Source organism: Rhizobium sp. K102 (assembly GCF_022385315.1).
Lineage (GTDB): Bacteria > Pseudomonadota > Alphaproteobacteria > Rhizobiales > Rhizobiaceae > Rhizobium > Rhizobium croatiense.
Genome location: NZ_CP092436.1, coordinates 3,191,082 through 3,214,836, shown reverse-complemented (window position 1 = coordinate 3,214,836; position 23,755 = coordinate 3,191,082). Strand labels below are relative to the sequence as shown.

Sequence of the window (23,755 nt, the reverse complement as noted above, 5' to 3'; positions counted from 1 at the left end):
CAGTTTGGGTTCGAGAGGTTCATGGGCACCAGGTCGACGTCGGTTTCGGATGCCGTTGCCGTGCTGGACGAGCGCTCCCGGGAAATCTTTCGCCGCATCGTCGAAGGGTATCTGGAAAGCGGCGAACCGCTCGGCTCGCGCAATCTGTCACGCCTCCTGCCGATGTCGCTGTCGCCGGCCTCGGTGCGCAACGTCATGAGCGATCTCGAAGAGCTCGGCCTGATCTATTCACCGCATGTCAGCGCCGGCCGGCTGCCGACCCAGATCGGCCTGCGCTTCTTCGTCGATGCCTTCATGCAGATCGGCGATCTCTCCGCCGAGGAGCGCGCCAATATCGACCGCCAGGTGCGGGCCGAAAGCGGCGGCAATCCGGTGGAATCGATGATGAACGAGGCAAGCCGCATGCTGTCGGGCATTTCCCGCGGCGCCGGCCTCGTCATCACCTCGAAAAGCGATCCGGTACTGAAGCATGTCGAGTTTATCCGGCTCGAGCCGACAAAGGCGCTCGCCGTGCTCGTCGGCGATCACGACCAGGTGGAAAACCGCATCATCGAGCTGCCGGCCGGCGTCACCTCCTCGCAACTGACGGAGGCGGCAAATTTCCTCAATGCGCACATGTCCGGCCAGACCCTGCCGGAGCTGCGCAAACAATTGAGCCGGCTCAAGGATGATGTCCGCCACGAGCTCGATGCGCTGTCGCGCGATCTCGTCGAGCGCGGCATCGCCGTCTGGGCCGGCAGCCCGGACGAGGGAAAGCCCGCCCAGCTGATCATTCGCGGCCGCGCCAACCTGCTCGAAGGGCTTGGCGGCGCCGAGGATCTCGATCGGCTGCGCATGTTGTTCGACGATCTCGAAAAGAAGGACAGCCTGATCGAGATCCTCAATCTGGCCGAAAGCGGCTCCGGCGTTCGCATCTTCATCGGCTCGGAAAACAAGCTCTTCTCGCTGTCCGGCTCGTCGCTGATCGTCGCGCCCTATCGCGACGAGGACGACCGGATCGTCGGCGCTGTCGGCGTCATCGGCCCGACGCGGCTCAATTATTCCCGCATCGTGCCGATGGTGGATTACACCGCCCAGCTCGTCTCTCGCCTTTCGCGCAATCCGCTTTGACGCCGCAACGCGCAAACTGCGGAATTTTCGCTTCTTTGTCACGCAGACTTGATTTTTTTCGGTCAAACCTCGATATCGGGCGCATCTGAAGACACCAACCGGAGACCGTCATGACCGATGAAACGACGAAAAACGGACCTGACGCAACTGCGGCCGATGCCGCAGCCGACGCCGCCGCCTACGTCGAGAACGATACAGTGCAGGAAGAGACCGCCCAGCCAGACCCGCTTGAGCTTTTGAAAGCCGAAAACAGCGAGCTGCGCGACCGCTATCTGCGCCTTGCCGCCGAGATGGACAATCTGCGCCGCCGCACCGAGCGCGAGGTCAAGGACGCCAAGTCCTATTCCGTCGCCGGTTTCGCCCGCGATATGCTTGCCGTCTCCGACAATCTGCGCCGGGCGCTGGATGCCATCTCTCCGGAGGCCAAGGCCACCGCCGATGCCGGCCTGACCACGCTGATCGAAGGTGTCGAGATGACCGAACGTGCCATGCTGTCGGCGCTTGAGCGCCATGGTGTGCGCAAGCTGGAGCCGGTCGGCCAAAAGTTCGATCCGAATTTCCATCAGGCGATGTTCGAGGTGCCGAACTCAGAGGTGCCGAACAACACGGTCGTCCAGGTCGTGCAGGCGGGCTTTACCATCGGCGAGCGCGTGCTGCGCCCGGCCATGGTCGGTGTCGCCAAGGGCGGCCCGAAACCGGCCGAAGCCGAGACCAATTCCGTCTTCGACGAGAAGGACGCCTGAGATAGCTTTCCTTCTCTCTTGTTGGAGGAGGAAAGCCAAAAAAATCAGATGCGGGCGAAGCGTTCGATCAAAAGATCGAAGAAACCGTCCGCATCGACATGGCGCATCACCCGCGCATTGCGCTTGCGCTCCGTCACCTGCCACCAGTCGACGACGGTCATGCCGACGGTGAGTTCGGATTGGACCTCGATCTCGACATTGCAGTCCCGGCCTTTGAAAAGCTCCGGCTTCAAGAGATAGGCGATCACGGTCGGGTCGTGCAGCGGCCCGCCGTCGGAGCCGTATTTCTCGATATCGAAGCGTTCGAAGAATTCCAGCATCTCGACCATCGCCTTTGCCGGCGCCGTGCCGATCTCGGCCATGCGCTTCACCCGGTCCTTGCGGGTCAGCAACTGGTGCGTCACGTCGAGCGGCATCATCACGATCGGCACGCCCGAGCGGAAGACGATGTCGGCGGCTTCCGGATCGACATAGATGTTGAATTCGGCCGCCGGCGTGATGTTGCCGCCCTCGAAGAAGCCGCCGCCCATCATCACCAGCTCGCGGATGCGGGGTGCGATGTCCGGCGCCTTCTGCAAGGCCATGCCGATATTGGTGAGCGGCCCGAGCGTGCAGAGCGTCACGGTTCCTTCCGGCTCGCGGCGCAGCGTCTCGATGATGAAGTCGACGGAATGGCCGGGCTGCAGCGCCATCGTCGGTTCGGCGAGCTCGGGGCCGTCGAGGCCGGTCTTGCCGTGCACGTGCTCCGCCGTCACCAGCTTGCGGGCGATCGGCCTGTCGGCGCCGGCGAAAACCTTCGTCTGCGGCCGGCCGCAGAGCTCGCAGACGATGCGCGCATTGCGGCTCGTCAGCGAAAGCGGCACGTTGCCGGCGACCGTCGTGATCCCCAGCACCTCCAGCTCATCGGGGCTGCCGAAGGCCAGCATGATGGCGGCAGCGTCGTCCTGGCCGGGATCCGTGTCGATGATGATTTTTCTTGCGCTTGCCATTGCGACCGTCCCGTCCTCGCCATGCCGGTTGCTGCGGCATGCACCACTTCTTCATTTCCCGTCACAAATCAGCACATTCGCACGGGCATGTTTTGATGCGAGGCGAGGGGCGCTTTGTCAAGCAAGCAGGCGGCCGCCGGCCATCTTAAACTTGAGAGGGCTTAAAATCGGGGCGGTGTCGCCGGCAGGCCGCCTGTGCCTTGCAGCGCCGGGGTCCTGTCCCCATATTAGCGGCATCCGGATGCTGCGCTTGAGGTCCGGGATGGTCGCTTGCATCAAGGACTTGAAAAGAGATGAGCCGCATTACCCCTTTCGCCAGCCCGCTGCTTCTGGGCTTCGATGCCATGGAAAAGACACTGGAGCGCATTTCCAAGGCGAGCGACGGATATCCGCCCTACAATATCGAACGCATCGCCGCCGACAGCGGCGCGCCGGAACGTCTGCGCATCACCCTTGCGGTGGCCGGCTTCAGCGAGGAAGAACTCGACGTCTCCACCGAGGAGAACCAGCTTGTGATCCGCGGCCGCCAGGTGGAGCAGGGCGAGCGGGATTATCTCTATCGCGGTATCGCCGCCCGCCAGTTCCAACGCACCTTCGTGCTTGCCGACGGCATGCAGGTGCTCGGCGCCGGCCTGAAGAACGGCCTGCTCTCCGTCGATCTAATTCGTCCGGAACCCGCGCGCATGGTCAAGAAAATTAACATTTCGGTTTCACAGTAGCACAACGGTTTGTCGAACCGTTGGTCCCTTCTTCCGGAGGAACAGGAATGTTGATGAAAGAAGCCACGTCTCACTTGACCAAATCCGAGCTTGCCCACATCGGCAACGGCGAGGTCGCCTACATCAGAAAAATGCGCACCGAAGAGGTCGCCAAGTGTTTCCCCGAAGCGCCGGATATCGATCCGAACGTCGATCTTTGGGCACTCTTCGGCGCCGACGGCACGCCGATCCTCCTGACGGACAACCGCTCCAGCACCTTCTTCAAGGCGGCCGAGGACGAACTGAAGACGGTCAGCCTGCACTGACCGTCGAATAGTGCCTGTCGCGTTGTTCTGCTCTTGCAGGGCACTATCGCTTATTCGATTTCGCTGCGGAGACTGCGCGTCAGGATAGGCTAATCGTCGTTGGTGTCGCACGGCACGCCCGTCACTATTGCCCTTTAGCCGCCGTCGAAGCTCAGATTTTCCGGAATGTCAGATAGGCCGAAGACCGGCCCTCGCGTCGTGCCTTGGCCTCGTAGCGCGTGCTCGGCCAGCCCTCGTAGGGCGTCAGCCAGTCGGCCGCATTGTCGGCGATCCAGTCGAAGCCGTTATGGTCGCGGCATTTGAGCAGCGTCCAGTTCACATAGGTGTCGATGTCCGAGGCAAAGCAGAACAGGCCGCCGGGCTTCAGCACGCGATGGAAGCGGTCGAGATTGGTCTTCGAGACGAAGCGGCGTTTCCAGTGCTTCCGCTTCGGCCAAGGGTCGGGATAGAGCAGGTCGATCTGGTCGAGCGACGCGTCCGGCAGCCAGTCGAGCAGCTGCGTCGCATCGTCGTTGTAGACGCGGATATTGCGCGCGCCCGTCTCGCCGATGCGCGACAACAGCTTCTGCATGGAATTGACGAAGGGCTCGACGCCGATGAAGCCGGTCGAAGGCCCTTCCACGGCGCGGTGCATCAGATGCTCGCCGCCGCCGAAACCGATTTCCAGGCGTACGTTTTTGACGGGGACCGGAAAGAGGGAGGTCAGCGGCTCCGGAGGAGCCGCCGAGAGGTCGACGAGGAATGCCGGGAGCAGGCTGCTTAACGTCTCGGCCTGCTGTTCGCGCAGGGCCTTGCCCTTGCGGCGACCGAAAAAGGCTTCGGTCGCCCGGCCCCGGCGCTCCATATCCGTCATGCAGCGGCCTTGGTCTTGACGGCTTCCTTCAGCGCCTTGACGAGGTCGGTGCGCTCCCAGGAGAACGAGCCGTCGCGGCCGGCCTTGCGGCCGAAATGGCCGTAAGCCGAAGTCTTGGCGTAGATCGGCTTGTTGAGGTCGAGGTGGCGGCGGATGCCCGACGGCGACAGATCCATATTCTCGCGGATCGCAGCTTCGACCTGGTCCTCGGAAACGCCCTTGCCGGTGCCATGCAGATCGACATAGATCGACAGCGGCTGGGCGACGCCGATCGCGTAGGAGAGCTGGATCGTGCAGCGGTCGGCAAGGCCGGCGGCCACGACGTTCTTGGCGAGATAGCGGGCGGCATAGGCGGCCGAACGGTCGACCTTGGTCGTGTCCTTGCCGGAGAATGCGCCGCCGCCATGCGGGGCGGCACCGCCATAGGTGTCGACGATGATCTTGCGGCCGGTAAGGCCTGCATCACCGTCCGGGCCGCCGATGACGAACTTGCCGGTCGGGTTGATGTACCACTTGCAATCATCGGCGATCTTCAGCTCGCCGAGCGCTTCGCGGATATAGGGTTCGACGACGGCGCGGACCTTGTTGGAGTTCCCAGCTCTCGTCGAGATGCTGGGTGGAAAGCACGATCGAGGTCGCTTCCGACGGTTTGCCGTCGAGGTAACGCACGGTCACCTGGCTCTTGGCGTCGGGGCCGAGCTTGGCGACTTCGCCATCACCCTTCTTGCGGGCGAACGCCAGCAGCTGCAGGATCTTGTGGGAATAATAGATCGGCGCCGGCATCAGGTCCGGCGTCTCGCGGCAGGCATAACCGAACATGATGCCCTGGTCGCCGGCGCCCTCGTCGCCCTGCTGGTCGGCGGCGCTGTCGACGCCCTGAGCGATGTCGGCCGACTGCGAGTGCAGCAGCACGTCGATCTTGGCCTTCTTCCAGTGGAAGCCGTCCTGCTCGTAGCCGATATCCTTGATCGCGCGGCGGGCGGCGGCCTTGAACTTCGAGGGATTGATGACGTCGTTGCCGTCCTTGTCCTTCTTCATCAGGCTCGGCGGCAGGCGGACTTCGCCGGCGATGACGACGCGGTTGGTCGTCGCCAGCGTTTCACAGGCAATGCGCACGCCCCACGGATTGACGCCGGTCTTGGCCGCTTCGCGGTAGACCAGGTCGACGATCTCGTCGGAGATGCGGTCACACACTTTGTCCGGGTGACCTTCGGCAACAGATTTCGCTGGTAAAGAGATAATTCGCGCGCATTCCGGGATTCCCCTCAAAGAATAAAAGCCTGCTAGTAGGTACTCAGTTCGAGCGCCGATGACAAGCGCAGAAGGACATAAATATATCTTTATATCTGCGGCTAAGTGACAAATTTTGCCCCAAAAACGCAAAAAAGCGGCCTTTCGGCCGCCTTCCATTGTGCGAAGGGAGCTGTGATCAGTCGGCGTCGGCTTCGGCCGCGAGCGCCTTGACCAGTTCCACGACCTTGCGGCGAACCTTGGGATCGGAAATCTTCACGAAGGCGCGGTTGAGTTGCAGGCCTTCGGAGGAGGAGAGGAAGTCGACGACATAATTCGAGCTGGAGGTTTCGGCCATGCCGCCGATGGCGCCGGAATGTTCGCCGGGTGCATCCTCGAAGAAGAAGGAGACCGGGACGTTCAAAATGCTCGAGATGTTCTGCAGACGGCTTGCGCCGACGCGGTTGGTGCCCTTTTCATATTTCTGGATCTGCTGAAAGGTGATGCCGAGGCTTTCGCCAAGCTTTTCCTGGCTCATGCCCAGCATCGTTCGGCGGAGGCGAATGCGGCTGCCAACATGGATGTCGATGGGATTCGGCTTTTTCTTGTTTTCTATCATGGTCGTGCCCTAGCTACGAATTTCAACCTGTGTCCAACCGGCATGCCCCTGATCCATCCCAAAACGCCACGTTGCAGTCGGTGGGAACCCACCTTCCAACATACGTTAGGAACGCCGATTGTCATCACTATGCAATTTTAGGGGTTTTTGGTCAATTCAACCCTAAAATAAAACCTCCGCGCGAGATCAGCGCAATCAAAATCAGCAGAGCCTCGGTCAACCAGAAGTATGTCTGGTGGGGGTATGTGGTTCCGAACCCGTCACTGAGGCTATCGACAGTTGCATCAATAAAGCCGGTTTCTCCAAGATCGAGGCCGGCGATTATTTCTCCATGGGCGTTCACCAGCGCCGAAATGCCGCTATTGGCATCGCGAATCAGCGGCAGGCCGGTCTCGACCGCTCGCACCCGCGCCTGCAGGAAATGCTGGTAGGGGCCGGGGGTCATGCCGAACCAGGCATCATTGGTGAGGTTGAGGAGGGCGTTGGCGTCTTTTATGTCGCCGGTCATTTCATCAGGAAAAATGATCTCGTAGCAGATCAGCGGATAAAGATTGAGGCCGCCGGGCAGCGCCAGCAGGTGCCGGCTTGCGGCAGCCGAAAACCCGCCCGGGATCTCGACGACGTTCTGAATGCCGAATTCGGTGAGCAGGTCTTCGAAGGGCAGATATTCGCCGAATGGCACCAGATGCACCTTGTCGGAAGCGGCAATGATCTGGCCGCGGCCGTCGATCACATAGATGGAATTATAGTAGCGCACCGGCGTGCCCGGCCCCATCTCCTCGGCGCGCACCGCGCCGGCGATCAGGATCTGGTCGTCGTCGAGCGTATCGGCGATCCGCGTCAGCGCATCCTGGTTGTCGGTGAGGATGAAGGGGATCGAAGTTTCCGGCCAGACGATGATATTGGGCTTGCGCCCGCCATTCCTCGGGGCCTCGGCCGAAAGCTTCAGATGCGTCTCGAAGATTGCATTGCGATCGGCGTCGTTGTCCATCTTCGCCGCCTGGTCGATGGTCGGCTGCACCAGCCGCACCACCGGCCGCTTGTCCTCGGGCAACGGTGCCGGCCGCGGCGCCAGATAGAGAGCGTAGGCGCCGTAGCCGAGATGGGCGGCAAACAGCAGGACGGCAAGCGCAATGCCGGTGCGTGCGCCCTGCCGGGTCCCGACAAGGGCGGGGGCGGAAAAGATGAAGACGGCAAGGGCGGTCACGCCCATCGCCCCGATCACATGCGCCGACTGCATCATCAGCGGAACCGGCATCAGGCCGTAGCCGATGGCGTTCCAGGGAAAACCGGTGAGGATGACGCTGCGAAGCCATTCCATCAGCCCGAAGCTGGCTGCAAGTGCGGCGATCCGCCCCATGCCGTCCGACCAGAAGATGCGGGCTAGCGCAACAGCCAGCCCGTAGAAGATCGCCAGACAGGCCGGCAGACCGAGGATGGCGAGCGGCAGCGCCCACGCGAATTCCTCCGAATCGACCAGCAGCGCGTGGCCGAGCCACCAGAGGCCGGCGACGAAATAGCCGAAGCCGAATAGCCAGCCGACCGCAAAAGTCGGCCACAGCCTGCCGATCAGGCCGCTTTCAGGAGAAGCCGCTGCCCCGTCGATCAGCCAGACGAGCAGTGTGAAGGACAGGAACATCGCCGCGAAAAAGCCGAAGGGTGGCAGCGCCAGAACGGCGAATGCCCCTGCGGCAACGGCCAGCAACGACCGTTTGAACCCCCAGACGAGGATAACCCTGTCCGCAAGCCGCTCCATGCGCACTCCCATCAAACCGCGAATCAACCCATCCGCAGTCTTTCAAAAAAGCGGCTCTTTGTCCTGTTAGAGCATGTCGCGCAGAAGTGTGCAGCGGTGTTGCGGCAACGACATGCGCAAAAACAAAGAGCTAATTAAAGCGCAACGAGCGAATCTGAAAGATCGCGACACGCTTTAATGGATATCGTCAGGAACTGTGCAGCGGGTCCTGACGATATGGTCAAGCAAGGGACTAGTTGGCGGTCGATTCGGCCGGCCGGTCATCGCCGGTCTCGGAGCCGGGCGTGATGTCGCCGGCCTCTTTGGCACGGCGGCGGATCGCGTGGCGCTTGCGGGTGATGCGCAGCCGTTTGATCCGGCGCGGATCTGCGTCGAGGATGTGGAACTCGAAATTCGGCAGAGCCTGGACGACCTCTCCGCGCACCGGAATGCGGCCGAGGGCCGAGAAGATCAGCCCGCCCAGCGTATCGACTTCGTCGACCTGCTCGCTGATGTCGAAATCCGGCCCGATCGCTGCGGCGATCTCTTCCAGTTCGACGCGGGCGTCGGCGATGAAGACGTCTTCGGCAACCCGCTTGAACATCACCTCTTCGTCGTCATGTTCGTCGTCGATGTCACCGACCACCATTTCGACGATGTCCTCATGCGAGGCGAGACCGTCGGTGCCGCCATATTCGTCGATGACCAGCGCCATCTGCGTGCGGTTCACCTGCATCCGGCGCAGCAGGTCTGAGGCCAGCATCGACGGCGGTACGAACAGGATCTTGCGGATGATGCCGGCCTCGGCCAGCGTCTTCTGCAGGTCGACGCGGGCGAGATCGAAATTCGGCTTGGCCGAACGCGTCGGCTTCTGGATATTCTCAGGCGCAACGTCGATCGCCGGCAGGGTAACGGCTGGTTTCGTCGGGCCGCGGCGCTTGTTGCGCGCCTGTTTGGCGACATAGGAGAGCAGGTCGCGGATATGCACCATGCCGCGCGGATCGTCGAGCGTATCGGCATAGACGGGCATGCGCGAGCGGCCGGATTCCTCGAACAGGATCATCAGCTCGCCGATGGTGATGTTCTGGTCGACGGCTTCGATATCGGCGCGCGGCACCATCACATCGGCGACGCGCACTTCGCGGAAGCGCAGGATATTATGCAGCATCGCCCGCTCGTCGGGCGAAAAGGCGTCGTCGCCGGCCGCGTCGGTCATCAGCGCGTCGGCCAGATCCTCGCGCAGCCGCGAGCCCTGCTGCGGGCGGAGAATGCGCGCGGCGCGCGACCAGAAGGATTGGGATCGGCCGGATGGCCGACTACTACTGCCCGCCTCGTCCGAAGAGGAGGATGACTCGGAGTCCTTGGCGTCTGTCGCCGGCTTCGTCGTAAAGTCGCTCATGGTTCCATTTTAAGGTCTTGACCCTCGTAAGGATCAGATAGGCCGAGCTGCGCCAAAATGCGAGTCTCCAGCCCCTCCATAATTTCGGCTTCGGTACTATTCATATGGTCGTAGCCGAGAAGATGCAAGAAACCGTGCACCAGAAGATGGGTCAGGTGGTCGTCGAAACTCTTTTCGAGATCATGGGCCTCCCGCTCCACCGTCTCCCGGGCGATGATGATGTCGCCGAGCATCGGGCCGGGCATTTTGCCCGGCTGAACCGGAAAGGCCGGAAAGGAGAGCACGTTGGTCGCCTTGTCCTTGCCGCGCCATTCGGCGTTGATGTCCTGGATCGAGGCGTCGTCGGTAAAAACCAGCGAAACCTCCGGCGGTATCGTCGGGAAGGGCTGCCTTTCGCTGTCGCGGAGATAGACCGCCGCTGCCCCGAGCACGCGGCCGCAAAAAGCCAGCAGCGTCTCCTCCTCGGGCCAGCCGATGTTCTCGATGCTGATCTGGATGTCGAGCTCGGCCATCAGTCCTGCCGGCTGACGTCTTCAGCGTCGACGGCATAGGTCGAATCATAGGCCCTGACGATGCGCCCGACCAGCGGATGACGCACGACGTCAGTATCCTTGAAGCGCACGATCGAGATGCCCTCGACGCCGTTCAGCAGCTGCAGCGCCTCGACCAGGCCGGATTTGACGCCGCGCGGCAGGTCGATCTGGCTCGGGTCGCCGGTGACGATCATCCGCGCATTCTCGCCGAGGCGCGTCAGGAACATCTTCATCTGCATCGACGTGGTGTTCTGCGCTTCGTCGAGGATGATCGCGGCATTGGCGAGCGTGCGGCCGCGCATGAAGGCGAGCGGTGCGATTTCGATGACGCCGGCGGTGATCGCCCGGTCGACCTTGTCGGCGGGGATCATGTCATAGAGCGCGTCATAGAGCGGGCGAAGGTAGGGATCGACCTTTTCCTTCATGTCGCCGGGCAGGAAGCCGAGGCGCTCACCGGCTTCGACGGCCGGACGCGACAGGATGATCTTTTCGACAGCGCCGCGCTCCAGCAGCTGGGCGGCATGGGCGACGGCGAGATAGGTCTTGCCGGTGCCGGCCGGGCCGACGCCGAAGACCAGTTCGGAGCGTTCCAGCGCCCTGATATAGGCGTCCTGCGTCGGCGTGCGGGCGATGATCGTCTTCTTGCGGGTGGAGACCTGCGCCATCGTCAGCTTGGCCTTGCGCTCCAACGTCGGCAGGCTGAGCTGGTCGTCGGCGGCGACCGCCATGCGGATTGCGCCCTCGACGTCGGATCGTTCCACGCTGCCGCCTTTCTGAAGCTTTTCATAGAGATAGTCGAGCGTGCGCCGTGCCTGGTTGGTGGTCACGACATCGCCCGATATGACGACGGAATTGCCCCGCGCCCGCGCATCGATGTTGAGCCGCTCCTCGAGCAGCTTGAGGTTCTGGTCGAATTGACCGAAGAGCTCGCTGGCGAACCGATTGTTCTCGAACGTCAGGACGAAGTGATTGGTGTCGCTCGGCGTGCGGGGGTGGCGCGGTGAAGAAGAAACCAATTCTTGTCCGTTCAAGCGGTCGGGCTCCTTGGGTTAGACCGCAGCCTCTGCGCGTTCGGCAAACAGGCTGTTCGTTCCGGTTCCGGTGATTCGCACTTTAATAATGTCACCGATTTGCGATGCTTTTGCATCAACATTCACGGATTGAAGCCAGGGAGAACGTCCGATTAGCTGGCCGGGCATGCGGCCGGGCTTTTCGAGCAGCAGATCGATCTCCTTGCCGACGCAGGATTCGGCAAATTCCTGCTGCTGCTTCAAAAGAAGCGCTTGCAGGCGTTCCAGCCGTTCTGCCTTGATTTCTTCCGGCACCTGGTCCTTCAGTTCCGCACCGGGTGTGCCCGGCCGTGTCGAGTATTTGAACGAGAAGGCCTGCGCGTAGCGCACCTCCTCTACAAGTCTCAGTGTATCCTCAAAATCCGCGTCTGTCTCCCCCGGAAAGCCGGTGATGAAATCACCCGACAGCGCGATGTCGGGCCGCACCGTGCGGATGCGTTCGATCAGCGTCAGATATTCGGCTGCCGTATGGCGCCGGTTCATCGCTTTCAGGATGCGGTCCGAGCCCGATTGCACCGGCAGGTGCAGATAGGGCATCAGCGCCCGCAAGTCGCGGTGCGCCTCGATCAGCCGGTCGTCCATGTCGCGCGGATGGCTGGTGGTATAACGCAGCCGCGCGAGGCCGGGGATCTCGGCAAGGCGGTAGAGCAGGTCGCCGAGGCTCCATGCCTCGCCCCGCGGCCCGGCGCCGTGCCAGGCATTGACGTTCTGGCCGAGCAGGGTGATCTCGCGCACGCCGGCTTCGACGAGCTTTTCGGCCTCCTCGACGATCTGGGAAACCGGCCGCGACACTTCCGAGCCGCGCGTATAAGGCACGACGCAGAAGGTGCAGAACTTGTCGCAGCCCTCCTGCACCGTCAGGAAGGCGGTGACGCCGCGGGCGCGGATCTTCCGGCTCTCGGCAATCGGCAGATGCTCGAACTTGTCCTCGATCGCATATTCGGTATCGACGACGCGCTGGCCCTGTTTGGCCCGCCGCAGCGCTTCCGGCAGCCGATGATAGGTCTGCGGACCGATGACGACGTCGACGGCCGGCGCCCGGCGCAGGATCTCCTCGCCTTCGGCCTGGGCGACGCAGCCGGCAACGCCGATCATCATCTCCCTTCCGTCCGCCGCCTTCTTCTTCTTCATCTCGCGCAGCCGGCCGAGCGCGGAATAGACCTTCTCGGCCGCCTTTTCGCGGATATGGCAGGTGTTGAGAAGGACGAGGTCGGCCTCTTCCATGTCCTCGGTCGGCTCGTAACCGTCGCGGGCGAGCGCATCGCTCATGCGCGTGGAATCATAGACGTTCATCTGGCAGCCATAGGTCTTGATGAAGACCTTGCGGCTGTTGGAGCCGTCGCGGAGTGTCTGCTCCGGGGCCTGAAGAAGGGCGCTGTCCTGTGTCATGGCGGCTATGTAGTGGTTTTTGCCGCCCGAGAAAATGAAAATCTTGTTTTAGCAGCCGCGCAGAACTGTGCAGCGACCTTGCGACAACGACGTTGCGAGAAAACCAGGAGCTAAAGCGCAAGGAGCGCCTCTGAAAGATCGCGACGCGCTTTAGGAAATTTCCCGCCCGCGCAGGCGGCTGTTCAAGAGGTTGCGGATGCGCGATGCGATCGTCGCGCTGACCTCCTTGCGGTTGGTGTCGGCGCGGTATTCCATCGCTTCGCCGAAACAAACCTCCGCGTCGAGGGCGCCGCATCTGACGATGTCGATCAGGTGCGGCAAGAGCTCGATATCACCCGGCCAGGCGGCGAGCGGCCTGTGATAGCGTCCCATCGGGATGCCGTGCACGCGGGTATAGGCGATCGCCACCGGCTGCACCACGACCGTCCCGGTCGGCGAGGCGGGCACGGCCATCGCGGCGGCGCCGAACAGCGAGGATTTCACCTCCAGCAGGCGGTTGCCGTCCGAGGTCGTGCCCTCCGGGAAGAGCACGATGATTTCGCCGTCGGCCATGCGCCCGGCGATCTCATTGGCCTGATGGCCGGTTTTGCGCCTCTCCTCGCGCACGACGAAGACGCTTTTCTGCAGCTTGGCAAGCGTGCCGAAGATCGGCCAGTCGGCCACCTCGATCTTGGCGATGAAGGCGACGTCGGCCACGGCCGACATCACCATGATATCCATCCAGGACGAATGGTTGGAGCAGAGCATCAGCGGCCGCCGGTCTTCCAGCCTGCCGGTGACGCGCACGCGGATGCCGAGGCAATAGCAGATGATGCGGTGCCAGACGCGCGGCAGCCGGCGGCGCAGCCGCCAGTCGAAACGCAGCGCCAGCAGCTGCAGCGGTATGAGCACGATGCTGACGGCAAGGACGACGGCCGCAGCCAAGGCGATGCGCAGCCATGCAATCAAAGGTGCTGCTCCCGGGCGCCCATTGCTTCAGAGATCGTCCTTCTTCAACGGAATGCCGTAGAGCTCCAGGCGATGGTCGACCAGCTGGAAGCCGTGTTCGCGGGCGATGCGCTCCTGCAGCGCCTCGATCTCCGGCGAGCGAAATTCGATGACCGTGCCGGTTTTCAGGTCGATCAGGTGGTCGTGATGCTCTTCCGGCACTGTTTCGTAGCGCGAGCGCCCGTCGCGGAAGTCGTGGCGGGCGATGATGCCGGCATCCTCGAACAGTTTGACGGTGCGATAGACGGTCGAGATCGAGATTTTTGCATCGACTTTCACCGAGCGGCGGTAGAGCTCTTCGACGTCGGGATGGTCTGCCGAATCTTCCAGGATACGCGCGATCACCCGGCGCTGCTCGGTCATGCGCATGCCGCGTTCGGCGCAAAGCTCCTCAAGGGTCTTGGCTACATCAGGCATGGCCCGCCTTCAAAATATTCGCGTTTCGACAACGCCCGCACGGTCATCGCGCCGGCCGGCCCGTCATCTCTCTGCCACGGAACTACCGAAGAACGCGCTTCATGACAAGCGCCGTGGAAAGGGCGCCGTTTTCCTGCTTGTAGTAGCCTTGGCGCTCGCCGACCTTCTCGAAGCCGAGCTTGCGGTAGAGGCCGAGGGCGGCGGTATTGCCGTTGTCGACCTCGAGAAACATGCTCTCGCCGCCGCGCGCCCGCGCCTCCCGCATCGCCGCCTGCATCAGCCGCCAGCCGAGCCCGGAACGGGCGACTTTGGCCTGCACGGCGACCGTCAGGATTTCCGCCTCGCCGGCGACCTGGCGGGCAAGAATGAAGCCGGGCAGCGGCTTTTTCAGGATGGCATTGGTCTGGCGCGCGACGAAGCCGAACACGGTCTCCTGCGACAGCAGGCTGTGGAACTCGCCGTCGCCCCAGGGCCTTGCGAAACGCTCGCCATGCAGGACGGCGACGTCGCGGCAATCCTCGCGCTCCATGGCGATGATCTCGAATTCCGGCTTCAGCGTCAGATAGGCTTCCAGCATGTCACACTCGTCGCGCAATCGCATATCCGGCCTGCGGTTTGGCATCCGGTCCGCGCAGATAAAGGGGCTTTGGCTTTCCGGCATCGGCGGCGGCAGCACCGAGGCGCGCCACTACCGAAATCGGAAACACGTTGGCATGGTCGCCGCCGGCGTCCGCCTTCAGGAGCGGCGTTGCCGAGCCAGTGATCTCGCCCTCGAAGCCGGCGGCGAAAGCCTGGGCATCGGCGACGCTTGCCGCCCGCGGCGCATCGAGCGGAGAACCATCCGCCGCAAAGGACTGGAGATAGATTTCGTCCCGCTTGGCGTCCATGGCCGCAAGCACCGCGCGGCCGGGCGTCCTCTCACGTTCTGCGGCCGCCATCACTTCGAGTGTGGTGACGCCGACGACGGGGATTTGCAGGGACAGCGCAAAACCGCGCGCTGCGGCAACGCCGACGCGGATACCGGTAAAGGAGCCGGGGCCAATGGTGACGGCGAGGCGGTCGACCTGGGAAAGCGTCATATCGGCCTGAGCCAGCGCACGGTCGACGATATCGATCAGATGTTCAGCATGCCCCTTGCCGATCATGTCCGATGCCTCCCCCAGCACCGTATTCCTGCCGCTGTCATAAACGGCGGCAGAGCAATCTACACCTGCCGTGTCGAGCGCCAGAACGATCATGCCATCAATTTCCGAATAAACTCTTGTCGCTAACCATAAACCCGTCCGGCCGAACGAGAGATGAACGGCCGGAACGAATTCGAGATTTTCAAGCGGCAATCACTTCCTGCACTTCGGGTACGAAATGGCGCAGCAGGTTCTGGACGCCGTGCTTCAGCGTCGCCGTCGAAGACGGGCAGCCGGAGCAGGAACCCTTCATGTTCAGATAGACCTTGCCGTCCTTGAAGCCGCGGAAGGTGATGTCGCCGCCGTCCTGGGCAACGGCCGGGCGCACGCGGGTCTCCAGAAGTTCCTTGATGGTCAGCACGATCGATTCGTCGCTTTCGTCGAAGAATTCGTCGCCGGCATCGGCGTCTTCGGAAAGGATGGAGGCATCGCCCATGACCGGCTTGCCGGACATGAAATGCTCCATGATCGAGCCAAGAATAGCCGGCTTAAGATGCTGCCATTCGGCATCGTCCTTGGAGACGGAAATGAAATCATAGCCGAAATAGACGCCGGTGACGCCAGGGATTTCGAACAGGCGAGCCGCGAGCGGCGAGGCCTCGGCCTCCTCGGCGCTGCGGAATTCGGCGGTGCCGTTTTCCATGACGACCTTGCCCGGCAGGAACTTCTGCGTGGCGGGATTCGGCGTGGCTTCGGTCTGAATGAACATCTGGCTCTCCATGCGGCGGGCCCAAGACCTCGACCGTCTTTTAGAATTCTTCAAAAGAAAATAGGCCCATTGCCTGATCTAATCAAGAGACTTGTACTCAAGAAATAGGCTCAGCAGAGGGCGTCGATTTCCTCGTTGGTCAGCGTATCCGGCAGCACTGTCACCGGAATCGGAAACGCCGCCGCACGGCCGGCGATCGACGAGACCAGCGGTCCCGGACCTTCCTTCGCCGAACCGGCGGCCAGAACGAGGATCGCCACATCGCGGTCGTCCTCAATCACCGCGTTGATCTGTTCGGCCGCACCGCCTTCGCGGATGACGATTTCCGGCTCGATGCCAATCGTCTCGCGCACGATCTGGGCGATCTTGGCGACGGTCGCCTCGGCCTCTTCACGGGCTTCCGCCCGCATGATCGCCTCGACGCCCAGCCATTGCTGGAAATCCCCGTCGGGAATGACGTAGAGCAGCACCAGCCCGCCATTGGAATTCTTCGCGCGCCGGCCGGCATAATGAACGGCGCGTTGGCATTCGGGTGTACCGTCGATCACCGCCATGAATTTGCGGCGATGACCTTCGAGCCGTGAGAGTCGCTTCGATACCATGGCGCGGACTCTGACACCCGAAGCGGAAAAATTGCAAGCTCAGTTTTCGCTCCTCTTCCCCAACCGGGAGAAGAGGAGATGTGCTTAATACAGGAAACCGATGACGTCCCGCAGCTGGTTCATCGTCACCTCGGCGCGAGCCCGGGCGCGTTCGCTGCCCTTGCGCAGGATCGCATCGATGTGGCTGGTATCGTCCATCAGCCGGCGCATTTCGCCGGTGATCGGCGCCAGCACCTGGATGGCGAGATCGACCAGCGCCGGCTTGAAGACCGAGAACTGCTGGCCGCCGAATTCGGCAAGCACTTCCGACTTCGACTTGTCGGCAAGCGCGGCATAGATCGCCACCAGATTGTCGGCTTCCGGCCGGCCCTGCAGCCCGTCGACCTCGCTCGGCAAGCCGTCCGGATCGGTCTTTGCCTTGCGGATCTTCTTCGAGATCGCATCCTCGTCATCCATCAGATTGATGCGCGACAGGTCAGAAGGATCCGATTTCGACATTTTCTTGGTGCCGTCGCGCAGCGACATGACGCGCGGTGCCGGTCCGCCGATCAGCGGCTCGACCATCGGGAAATAGGCATGCACCGGCTCGTCGCCGACGGTGATGTCGATGCCGTAGCCGGTCCTGCCGATATGCTCGGCATAATCGAGGTTGAACTTCATGGCAATGTCGCGGGCAAGCTCGAGATGCTGCTTCTGGTCCTCACCAACCGGCACATGGGTGGCGCGGTAGACGAGAATGTCGGCGGCCATCAGGCTCGGATAGGCGTAGAGGCCGAGCGAGGCCTGCTCGCGGTCCTTGCCGGCCTTGTCCTTGAACTGCGTCATGCGGTTCATCCAGCCGATGCGGGCGACACAGTTGAAGATCCAGGCGAGTTCGGCATGCTGCGGCACAGCCGACTGATTGAAGACGATATGTTTTTCCGGATCGATGCCGGCGGCGATGAAGGCGGCGGCGATCGAGCGCGTCTGGCCCGGCATGTCCTCGTGCACCAGCTGGGCAGTCAGCGCATGCATGTCGACGACGCAATAGATGCAGTCATTGCCTTCCTGCAGCGCCACGAAGCGGCGGATCGCGCCGAGATAATTGCCGAGATGCAGATTGCCGGTCGGCTGCACGCCGGAGAATACGAGTTTCTTGAATTCGCTCATGTCGTCCTCAATAGGCTGGTGGAGGGCCCCAAGGCTGTTCGCCTATGTTGCTAACGCCGCGGCTTATGCACGGGCAACCCGTCGCAATCAAGGGGTTCAGCCTGCGGCATGCTGGATCAGATCGAAGCTGTTGCCGTAGGGATCGGCAAAGACCGCCACGGTGCCGTAAACCTCATGCCTGGGCTGCTCCAGAAAGCGGACGCCGGCTGCAAGCATGGCGGTATGATCGCGGGCGAAATTGTCGGTCTTCAGGAAGAAGCCGACCCGGCCGCCCGTCTGATTGCCGATAGCCGCCCGCTGCGCGTCGTTCGCCGCCTGCGCCAGCAGAAAGGCGGCGCCGTCCCCGCCTCGCGGCTTCACCACCACCCAGCGCTTGCCCTCCGGCTGCGGCTCGTCCTGCAGGCAGTCGAAACCGAGCACATCGCAATAAAAGGCCTTGGCGCGATCGTAATCGTCGACGACCAGAGTGACGAGGAAAAGCGACTGCATCGTCATGTGATCTCCTGTGTTTGGACGTTTTTTTCATTTTGAGGCAGGCATTGCCCCGGTTTTAAGCCGAATTGATCAGGCCGTTTAGTTATAATTGAGTATAAAATTTCACAGAAAAGCTTTTATTGAACTGAAAATCCTCGACCGCGCAGGGGTGGCCGGATGGCCGCCGTTCCAACCGCTCGGAGGGACCATGCAGAACCCCGCTTTGCTCGCCATGGCAGGCCTTTTCGCCCTACAATCAGCAACCAGCGCCGTCGGTCAAGACAGCAAAAGGCCGACCATTCATCTGCCGAAACATGAGGCGCGCCTCGCTTATACGGTCCAGACCGTCAGCGTCCGTGCCGGCTGTTTTCCCGCGCGTCTTCGGGCAGTGCTGTCGCATATCGCCGCGAAAACCGGGCGCCGCCCGATGATCACCTCCGGCCTGAGGCCGCATCCCCGCCGTCATGGCTCCCTGCACGGCAAGTGCCTGGCTGCCGATATCAGGATGCCGGGCCTGTCGGAGCGCACCATCATCGCCGCCGCAAGCAGCGCACCGGGTATCGGCGGCATCGGCACCTATTGCAACGGCATCGTCCATGTCGATGTCGGGCCGCGGAGGCGGTGGGTCGATTGTTAGAGCTTATGCATCTTCTGCCGCCGCTGGCTTGCGGTTCAGATTGCGCCGGATCATGCCGAGATTCGCTCCGCCGATCAGGAAGGCGGCAGCGAAATAGACCAGCATGGAGATCGCAATCAAGAGCCCCAGCGTGCCGATCTTGGTGAGAAGCGGCGCGCCCGAGGCAAGCCAGGGCGCAAAATACTGCTTGAGGAAGACGATCGCCGCCCCCATGATTGCGGCAGCGACGATCAACAGGGCGGCGCGTTTTGCCAGCGCCCATTCCCATGTCAGATGCCCGCGGCGCAAAAGCGTGGTGAACAGCAGCACGGTGCTGATCCAGCCGGCGGTGGCTTCGGCGACCGCGATGCCGGGCGCGCCCATATAGGGGAAGAGCGTCAGCGCCGTGGCGCAGTTGGTCGCAACGGCGATCGCCGAGAAGCGCATCGGCGTCTTGGTGTCCTCGCGGGCATAGAAGCCGGGCTGCAGCGCCTTGATCAGCACGAAGGCGGGCAGGCCGATGCCGTAAATCGCCAGGATCGAGCCGACGACGAGGGTGTTTTCCTGATGGAAGGCGCCGCGTTCGTAGAGCACGCGGATGATCTCGTCGGACAGGATCCACAGCGCGAAGGCGGCGGGAATGGTCAGGAACAGCACGAATTCGATCGAGCGGTTCTGCAGGTTGCCGGCCTCGCGCAGGTGGCCGGCCTTCAAGGCGCGCGCCAGCTCCGGCAGCAGCACCACGCCGACTGCGACGCCGACGACGCCGAGCGGCAGCTGGTAGATGCGGTCGGCATATTGCAGCGCCGCAATCGCGCCGTCGCGGGAGGAGGCGATCGCCTGGCCGATCAGCTGGTTGATCTGGGTGATGCCGCCGGTGACGGCGGCCGGCACGGCCAGAATCAGCAGCCGCTTGACGTTCGGCGTCATCTTCGGGAAGCGCAGGCCGATGCTCATGCCGGCGGCAAGCACGCCGACATAGACGACGGCAAGCTGCAGCACGCCGGCCACAAGCACGCCCCAGGAAAGATACCAGGCGGTCGCTAGCGGATCGGCACCGGTATAGAGCGCATAGAACAGCGCCCCGATCATCACCACGTTCAAGAAGACGGGAGCGATGGCGGCGGCGAAGAAATGATGCAGCGAATTCAGCATGCCGCTCATCATCGCCGTCAGCGACATGCACATGAGATAGGGAAACATCACGGCCGCCATGCGGATCGTGATCGAGAATTTCTCGGGGTCGTCGGCGAAACCCGGCGCGATGATAAAACGCACCAGCAGCGGCATGGAGAGCTCCATCACGATGGTGATGAGGAGCAGCACCGAAAACAGGACGCCGAAGACTTCCTCCGAAAAGCGCTTAGCGCCATCCGTGCCGTTCGCCTCGATCTCCTTGGCAAAGAGCGGCACGAAGGCGGCGTTGAAGGCGCCCTCGGCAAATAGCCGGCGAAACAGGTTCGGGAAGCGGAAGGCGGCATAGAAGACGTCGGCCATCGGGCCGGTGCCGAGTGCGGCCGCCATCAGCGTTTCGCGGGCGAAGCCGAAGATCCGGCTGCCGAGGGTGGCGCCGCCGACGGTCGCGAATTTCTTGACGAGACTCATGCTGGGGAATCGGCTTTCTTTTCGGCTGGGGGCGATGTCCGGGCGGTGGCGGCAGGCGCGATGATGCCGGAAGGCATGCGCTCGCGCAGTTCGTCCTCCTCCTCGGCCATCACCGCCTTCATCCGGGCGGTGATGTTGGCGCGCTTGCTGTCGCCCGAGATTTTCTGGCCGACCAGATCGGTGACGTAGAAGGTGTCGATCACCTTCTCGCCGAAGGTGGTGATGCGGGCCGACTGGATGTCGAGCGACAGATCGGAGAGCACGGCGGTGATCTCCGACAAGAGACCGGGCCGGTCGAGGCATTCGACCTCGATGACGGTGAACTTGTTCGACAGGCTGTTGGTGATGTTGACCGACGGCGGAATGACGAAGGCCTTGCTTTTCTTGCGGTTGCGCGCGCGTGTGGCGATGACTTCGGGCAGGCGCTTGCGCCCGGACAGCACGTCCTCGATCATCCGTCCGATCGTGCCGGCGCGGCGCAGCTCGTCGGCATCGTCGGCAAACTCGCGGCTGACATGGATCGTATCAAGCGCCCGTCCGTCCGACGTCGTGAAGATCTGCGCGTCGACGATGTTGGCGCCGGCCGCTGCACACGCCCCGGCAATGACGGCGAGCAGGCGCGGATGGTCGGGCGACAGCACGGTGATCTCGGTGATGGCGTGGAAACTGTCGGTCCGCACCATGGTGGCGAGCGCCTGGCCCGCCTTGTCGGCCTGGCGGATGAAATGGGCATGACGGAGCTGGTCTTCCAGCGGCACGGAGAGCAGATAGGGCTGGTAATGCAGCTTGGTATAGGTGTTGCGGTCCTTCTGGCTCCATTCGGTGAGCGCAGCGCGCAGCGCCTCGGCGGCGGCATTGGCCCGCTCCTTGCGCGAGACCTCCGAGAAGCCGCCGGCCAAAAGCAGCTCGGTCTCGTAATAGAGCGTGCGCAGAAGCTGGCCCTTCCAGCCGTTCCAGACGCCAGGCCCGACGGCGCGGATATCGCAGATCGTCAGGATCAACAGCATTTTCAGCCGGTCGAGCGACTGCACCCGGTCGGCGAAATCGGTGATGGTCTTGCGGTCGGTGAGGTCGCGGGTCTGCGCTACCATCGACATGGTCAGATGTTCCTCGATCAGCCAGACGACGATTTCCGTCTGCTTCTGCGACAGGCCGAAACGGGCGCAGAGCTTGCGGGCGACGCGGGCGCCGGCGATCGAATGATCCTCCAGCCGGCCCTTGGCGATATCGTGGAGAAGAACGGCGACGTAGAGCGCCTCACGGTCTTCGATGTTCGAGATCAGCTTGTTGGCGAGCGGGTGCAGATCCTCCGAACGCGACTTGTCGATCTCGGAGAGAACGTCGACGGTGCGGATCAGATGTTCGTCGACCGTATAGTGGTGATACATGTTGAACTGCATCATCGCGACGATCTTGCCGAAATCGGGAATGAAACGGCCGAGCACGCCGGCCTCGTTCATCCGGCGCAGGATCAGCGCCGGGTCGCGTTTCGATGTCAGGATCGACATGAACAGGCGGTTCGCCTCGTCGTTTTCCCGTAAGCTGTTGTCGATCAGGGCAAGCGAACGGGTGACGCGTTTCAGCGCATCGGGATGAAATTCCAGCCCATTGATGTCGGCGACGTGGAAGAGCCGCAGGATGCTGACCGGATCGCGCTTGAACACCTCCGCGTCGGCGAGTGCGATGCGGCCGCGGTCTTCGACGAATTCGACGCTGCCGGCGATCTTGCGGGTGCGATGGGTGAAACGGCTGATGACGCCGGTAAGGCCGGGGATCGACTTGGCCTGCTGGTCTTCGAGCGCGGCGCACAGGATGCGGGTCAAATCGCCGACATCCTTGGCGACGAGGAAATAATGTTTCATGAAGCGCTCGACGGCCGAAAGGCCGGGGCGGGTGTGATAGCCGAAGGCTTCGGCGATCTCGCGCTGGATGTCGAAGGACAGCCGTTCCTCGGCCTTGCCAGTCAGGAAGTGCATATGGCAGCGCACCGCCCAAAGGAAGTCGTCGGCCTTCTCAAGCAGGCGGTATTCGTGCTTTGACAGGACGCCGAGCTTGACCAGCTCTGCCTGGTCGCGCACGTGATAATAATATTTCGAGATCCAAAACAGCGTGTGCAGGTCGCGAAGCCCGCCCTTGCCTTCCTTGACGTTCGGTTCGACGAGATAACGTGTGTCGCCGGCCTTGCGGTGGCGTTCGTCGCGCTCGGCAAGCTTGGCGGCGATGAATTCCGGGCCGGTGCCGGTGACAATTTCCTTGTCGAAGCGGGTTTCGAGCTCCGTTTCCAGCCGCTGCAACCCGCAGATAAAGCGCATCTCCAGAATGGCGGTGCGGATTGTCATGTCGGACTTGGAAAGCGCGATGCATTCCTCCACCGTGCGGGTGGCGTAGCCGACCTTGAAGCCCATGTCCCAGAGCACGTAGAGCATGAATTCGACTGCCTTGTGCGTCTCTTCCGCCGGCCGCGGCAGGAAGAGGAAGAGCAGGTCGATATCGGAGCCGGGCGCCAGCGTGTCGCGGCCATAGCCGCCGACGGCGGTGACGGCGAACTTGTCCTTCTGCTGCGGAAAGATATGGGCGGTGGCGAAATTGTAGAGGACGGTGATGATCTGGTCCTGCAGCCAGGAAATCCGGTAGGCGCAGTTGAGCCCGCTGCCGTCGGCGGCTAGCGCCGCGCGCGCCTTCTGCCGGCCCTCGGTGCTTGCCTTTTTCAGCGCGGCGAGGAGATCGGTACGCATGACATCGGGCCGGTTCCGGTTGGCTTCGGCAACGGCGTCGCACTGCTTCTGCAGCAGCTCGGTGTCAAGGATCGTGGAGAAATCGAGGTCGCGCATTGCTTTCGCCGGAGTGGCGTCCTGTTCATGCCGGGCCGCCGGTTCGCGGCCTGCCGCTTGTTTCGTCTGCATGCGCTATAGCCTCTTTGCCCGGCGATTGACACAGGTCCTCATACTGCAAGACCCTTTAAATTTGGCGAAATGGTGTTGGCCGGCGGCAGGGTCGGGACGCCTTGGCGCAAGCAGCGGCTTTCGGCAAAAGCCTCAGTCGGCCGCCTGCGCTCTCAGCGCGTAGAGCACCTGCCGTGTCTCGCCCAGGATCTCTTCTAGCGTCTGCCTGTCGCATTCGCGATAACCCGCCTTGGCGATCGCAGTTGCGAGCTCCGAGATCATAGCGCAACTGCGGGTGATTTTCAGCAGGCCGATCGGCGAGGTCCAGCCGCGCGCATTGCGGTCCTGGTCGGCGCGCCGCATCGTGTCGAACATGGAGCAGATCAGTGAGAGGCGCTCGGTTTCGCGAACCAGCTTTTCCATGAACATCGGCCGC

24 protein-coding genes and 1 pseudogene are annotated in these 23,755 nt (G+C 62.6%); 5 read left to right on the top strand and 20 right to left on the bottom strand.

The annotated features are described in order from the left end of the window. The first annotated feature begins 21 nt into the window (after positions 1 to 21). Positions 22 to 1,110 (top strand): heat-inducible transcriptional repressor HrcA, encoded by a 1,089-nt coding sequence (hrcA, locus tag MHI61_RS21875; protein WP_222141321.1) that lies wholly within the window; start codon positions 22 to 24, stop codon positions 1,108 to 1,110. Positions 1,111 to 1,220: 110 nt separating this feature from the next. Then, positions 1,221 to 1,853, top strand: coding sequence for a nucleotide exchange factor GrpE (grpE, locus tag MHI61_RS21870; protein WP_222141320.1), 633 nt, complete (start codon positions 1,221 to 1,223; stop codon positions 1,851 to 1,853). A gap of 44 nt (positions 1,854 to 1,897) precedes the next feature. Here the strand turns inward: grpE and MHI61_RS21865 are convergent, their stop codons facing one another. Further along, positions 1,898 to 2,842: a nucleoside hydrolase gene (locus MHI61_RS21865; protein ID WP_239790497.1), complete on the bottom strand. Its 945-nt coding sequence runs from the start codon at positions 2,840 to 2,842 to the stop codon at positions 1,898 to 1,900. 293 nt (positions 2,843 to 3,135) lie between these two features. On the opposite strand from MHI61_RS21865, the gene MHI61_RS21860 reads away from it, so the two are divergent. Then, on the top strand, positions 3,136 to 3,561 hold the full coding sequence (locus MHI61_RS21860; RefSeq protein ID WP_010032703.1) for an Hsp20 family protein: 426 nt from the start codon (positions 3,136 to 3,138) through the stop codon (positions 3,559 to 3,561). Between the two features lie 47 nt (positions 3,562 to 3,608). Continuing rightward, on the top strand, positions 3,609 to 3,866 hold the full coding sequence (locus tag MHI61_RS21855; RefSeq protein WP_008524631.1) for a DUF1150 family protein: 258 nt from the start codon (positions 3,609 to 3,611) through the stop codon (positions 3,864 to 3,866). Between the two features lie 151 nt (positions 3,867 to 4,017). Here the strand turns inward: MHI61_RS21855 and MHI61_RS21850 are convergent, their stop codons facing one another. From MHI61_RS21850 to MHI61_RS21775, 16 genes and pseudogenes are all read right to left on the bottom strand, one after another. Further along, positions 4,018 to 4,719 (bottom strand): tRNA (guanosine(46)-N(7))-methyltransferase TrmB, encoded by a 702-nt coding sequence (locus MHI61_RS21850; protein ID WP_239790496.1) that lies wholly within the window; start codon positions 4,717 to 4,719, stop codon positions 4,018 to 4,020. Beyond that, positions 4,716 to 5,971, bottom strand: a pseudogene (gene metK, locus MHI61_RS21845) (methionine adenosyltransferase). The gene MHI61_RS21850 and the pseudogene metK overlap by 4 nt, the downstream one beginning before the upstream one ends. Before the next feature lie 177 nt (positions 5,972 to 6,148). Beyond that, positions 6,149 to 6,568, bottom strand: coding sequence for a helix-turn-helix domain-containing protein (locus tag MHI61_RS21840; protein WP_038686469.1), 420 nt, complete (start codon positions 6,566 to 6,568; stop codon positions 6,149 to 6,151). Between the two features lie 151 nt (positions 6,569 to 6,719). After that, complete coding sequence (gene lnt, locus MHI61_RS21835) at positions 6,720 to 8,324, bottom strand: apolipoprotein N-acyltransferase (protein ID WP_239790495.1); 1,605 nt, start codon at positions 8,322 to 8,324, stop codon at positions 6,720 to 6,722. A 232-nt stretch (positions 8,325 to 8,556) separates the two neighbouring features. Beyond that, positions 8,557 to 9,702 (bottom strand): hemolysin family protein, encoded by a 1,146-nt coding sequence (locus tag MHI61_RS21830; protein ID WP_239790494.1) that lies wholly within the window; start codon positions 9,700 to 9,702, stop codon positions 8,557 to 8,559. Beyond that, entirely contained in the window at positions 9,699 to 10,214 is a 516-nt protein-coding gene (ybeY, locus tag MHI61_RS21825) for an rRNA maturation RNase YbeY (protein ID WP_239790492.1), read from the bottom strand. The genes MHI61_RS21830 and ybeY overlap by 4 nt, the downstream gene beginning before the upstream one ends. Then, complete coding sequence (locus MHI61_RS21820; protein WP_239790491.1) at positions 10,214 to 11,266, bottom strand: PhoH family protein; 1,053 nt, start codon at positions 11,264 to 11,266, stop codon at positions 10,214 to 10,216. The genes ybeY and MHI61_RS21820 overlap by 1 nt, the downstream gene beginning before the upstream one ends. Before the next feature lie 18 nt (positions 11,267 to 11,284). Next, positions 11,285 to 12,694, bottom strand: coding sequence for a tRNA (N6-isopentenyl adenosine(37)-C2)-methylthiotransferase MiaB (gene miaB, locus MHI61_RS21815; RefSeq protein WP_239790490.1), 1,410 nt, complete (start codon positions 12,692 to 12,694; stop codon positions 11,285 to 11,287). Between the two features lie 150 nt (positions 12,695 to 12,844). After that, positions 12,845 to 13,642 (bottom strand): lysophospholipid acyltransferase family protein, encoded by a 798-nt coding sequence (locus MHI61_RS21810; protein WP_239790489.1) that lies wholly within the window; start codon positions 13,640 to 13,642, stop codon positions 12,845 to 12,847. Between the two features lie 27 nt (positions 13,643 to 13,669). Beyond that, the gene (locus tag MHI61_RS21805; RefSeq protein WP_010028198.1) at positions 13,670 to 14,098 is read right to left on the bottom strand and encodes a Fur family transcriptional regulator; all 429 of its coding nucleotides are present in this window, start codon (positions 14,096 to 14,098) and stop codon (positions 13,670 to 13,672) included. Between the two features lie 82 nt (positions 14,099 to 14,180). Then, a complete protein-coding gene (locus tag MHI61_RS21800; protein ID WP_010028199.1) occupies positions 14,181 to 14,675 on the bottom strand; it encodes an N-acetyltransferase in 495 nt (164 codons plus the stop codon). 1 nt (position 14,676) lies between these two features. Continuing rightward, entirely contained in the window at positions 14,677 to 15,336 is a 660-nt protein-coding gene (tsaB, locus tag MHI61_RS21795) for a tRNA (adenosine(37)-N6)-threonylcarbamoyltransferase complex dimerization subunit type 1 TsaB (RefSeq protein ID WP_239790488.1), read from the bottom strand. Between the two features lie 88 nt (positions 15,337 to 15,424). Further along, complete coding sequence (locus tag MHI61_RS21790; protein ID WP_064707761.1) at positions 15,425 to 15,991, bottom strand: NifU family protein; 567 nt, start codon at positions 15,989 to 15,991, stop codon at positions 15,425 to 15,427. Positions 15,992 to 16,101: 110 nt separating this feature from the next. Continuing rightward, the gene (locus MHI61_RS21785; protein WP_010027937.1) at positions 16,102 to 16,593 is read right to left on the bottom strand and encodes a universal stress protein; all 492 of its coding nucleotides are present in this window, start codon (positions 16,591 to 16,593) and stop codon (positions 16,102 to 16,104) included. A gap of 84 nt (positions 16,594 to 16,677) precedes the next feature. Then, positions 16,678 to 17,742 carry a tryptophan--tRNA ligase gene (gene trpS / locus MHI61_RS21780; protein ID WP_239790487.1) on the bottom strand — a complete coding sequence of 355 codons (1,065 nt, stop codon included), beginning with the start codon at positions 17,740 to 17,742 and terminating at the stop codon, positions 16,678 to 16,680. A gap of 96 nt (positions 17,743 to 17,838) precedes the next feature. Then, positions 17,839 to 18,237, bottom strand: coding sequence for a VOC family protein (locus MHI61_RS21775; RefSeq protein WP_239790486.1), 399 nt, complete (start codon positions 18,235 to 18,237; stop codon positions 17,839 to 17,841). A gap of 187 nt (positions 18,238 to 18,424) precedes the next feature. Here MHI61_RS21775 and MHI61_RS21770 point away from each other — a divergent pair, with 187 nt between their 5' ends. Further along, positions 18,425 to 18,853, top strand: a complete 429-nt coding sequence (locus tag MHI61_RS21770; RefSeq protein ID WP_239790485.1) for a D-Ala-D-Ala carboxypeptidase family metallohydrolase — start codon at positions 18,425 to 18,427, stop codon at positions 18,851 to 18,853. A 3-nt stretch (positions 18,854 to 18,856) separates the two neighbouring features. Here the strand turns inward: MHI61_RS21770 and murJ are convergent, their stop codons facing one another. The 3 genes from murJ to MHI61_RS21755 form a co-directional block, all read right to left on the bottom strand. Beyond that, positions 18,857 to 20,437 carry a murein biosynthesis integral membrane protein MurJ gene (gene murJ / locus MHI61_RS21765; protein ID WP_239790484.1) on the bottom strand — a complete coding sequence of 527 codons (1,581 nt, stop codon included), beginning with the start codon at positions 20,435 to 20,437 and terminating at the stop codon, positions 18,857 to 18,859. Next, complete coding sequence (locus MHI61_RS21760; RefSeq protein ID WP_239790483.1) at positions 20,434 to 23,340, bottom strand: [protein-PII] uridylyltransferase; 2,907 nt, start codon at positions 23,338 to 23,340, stop codon at positions 20,434 to 20,436. Before MHI61_RS21760 ends, murJ begins: the two co-directional genes overlap by 4 nt. A gap of 132 nt (positions 23,341 to 23,472) precedes the next feature. Next, positions 23,473 to 23,748 (bottom strand): hypothetical protein, encoded by a 276-nt coding sequence (locus MHI61_RS21755; protein ID WP_010031717.1) that lies wholly within the window; start codon positions 23,746 to 23,748, stop codon positions 23,473 to 23,475. Positions 23,749 to 23,755: the final 7 nt, after the last annotated feature.

Bases quoted from the DNA above. Each gene is read 5' to 3' on its own strand.
- hrcA (WP_222141321.1), top strand. From the start codon at position 22: ATGGGCACCAGGTCGACGTCGGTTTCGGATGCCGTTGCCGTGCTGGAC.
- grpE (WP_222141320.1), top strand. From the start codon at position 1,221: ATGACCGATGAAACGACGAAAAACGGACCTGACGCAACTGCGGCCGAT.
- MHI61_RS21865 (WP_239790497.1), bottom strand. From the start codon at position 2,842: ATGGCAAGCGCAAGAAAAATCATCATCGACACGGATCCCGGCCAGGAC.
- MHI61_RS21860 (WP_010032703.1), top strand. From the start codon at position 3,136: ATGAGCCGCATTACCCCTTTCGCCAGCCCGCTGCTTCTGGGCTTCGAT.
- MHI61_RS21855 (WP_008524631.1), top strand. From the start codon at position 3,609: ATGTTGATGAAAGAAGCCACGTCTCACTTGACCAAATCCGAGCTTGCC.
- MHI61_RS21850 (WP_239790496.1), bottom strand. From the start codon at position 4,719: ATGACGGATATGGAGCGCCGGGGCCGGGCGACCGAAGCCTTTTTCGGT.
- MHI61_RS21840 (WP_038686469.1), bottom strand. From the start codon at position 6,568: ATGATAGAAAACAAGAAAAAGCCGAATCCCATCGACATCCATGTTGGC.
- lnt (WP_239790495.1), bottom strand. From the start codon at position 8,324: ATGGAGCGGCTTGCGGACAGGGTTATCCTCGTCTGGGGGTTCAAACGG.
- MHI61_RS21830 (WP_239790494.1), bottom strand. From the start codon at position 9,702: ATGAGCGACTTTACGACGAAGCCGGCGACAGACGCCAAGGACTCCGAG.
- ybeY (WP_239790492.1), bottom strand. From the start codon at position 10,214: ATGGCCGAGCTCGACATCCAGATCAGCATCGAGAACATCGGCTGGCCC.
- miaB (WP_239790490.1), bottom strand. From the start codon at position 12,694: ATGACACAGGACAGCGCCCTTCTTCAGGCCCCGGAGCAGACACTCCGC.
- MHI61_RS21805 (WP_010028198.1), bottom strand. From the start codon at position 14,098: ATGCCTGATGTAGCCAAGACCCTTGAGGAGCTTTGCGCCGAACGCGGC.
- MHI61_RS21800 (WP_010028199.1), bottom strand. From the start codon at position 14,675: ATGCTGGAAGCCTATCTGACGCTGAAGCCGGAATTCGAGATCATCGCC.
- tsaB (WP_239790488.1), bottom strand. From the start codon at position 15,336: ATGATCGTTCTGGCGCTCGACACGGCAGGTGTAGATTGCTCTGCCGCC.
- MHI61_RS21790 (WP_064707761.1), bottom strand. From the start codon at position 15,991: ATGTTCATTCAGACCGAAGCCACGCCGAATCCCGCCACGCAGAAGTTC.
- MHI61_RS21785 (WP_010027937.1), bottom strand. From the start codon at position 16,593: ATGGTATCGAAGCGACTCTCACGGCTCGAAGGTCATCGCCGCAAATTC.
- trpS (WP_239790487.1), bottom strand. From the start codon at position 17,742: ATGAGCGAATTCAAGAAACTCGTATTCTCCGGCGTGCAGCCGACCGGC.
- MHI61_RS21775 (WP_239790486.1), bottom strand. From the start codon at position 18,237: ATGACGATGCAGTCGCTTTTCCTCGTCACTCTGGTCGTCGACGATTAC.
- MHI61_RS21770 (WP_239790485.1), top strand. From the start codon at position 18,425: ATGCAGAACCCCGCTTTGCTCGCCATGGCAGGCCTTTTCGCCCTACAA.
- murJ (WP_239790484.1), bottom strand. From the start codon at position 20,437: ATGAGTCTCGTCAAGAAATTCGCGACCGTCGGCGGCGCCACCCTCGGC.
- MHI61_RS21760 (WP_239790483.1), bottom strand. From the start codon at position 23,340: ATGCAGACGAAACAAGCGGCAGGCCGCGAACCGGCGGCCCGGCATGAA.
- MHI61_RS21755 (WP_010031717.1), bottom strand. From the start codon at position 23,748: ATGTTCATGGAAAAGCTGGTTCGCGAAACCGAGCGCCTCTCACTGATC.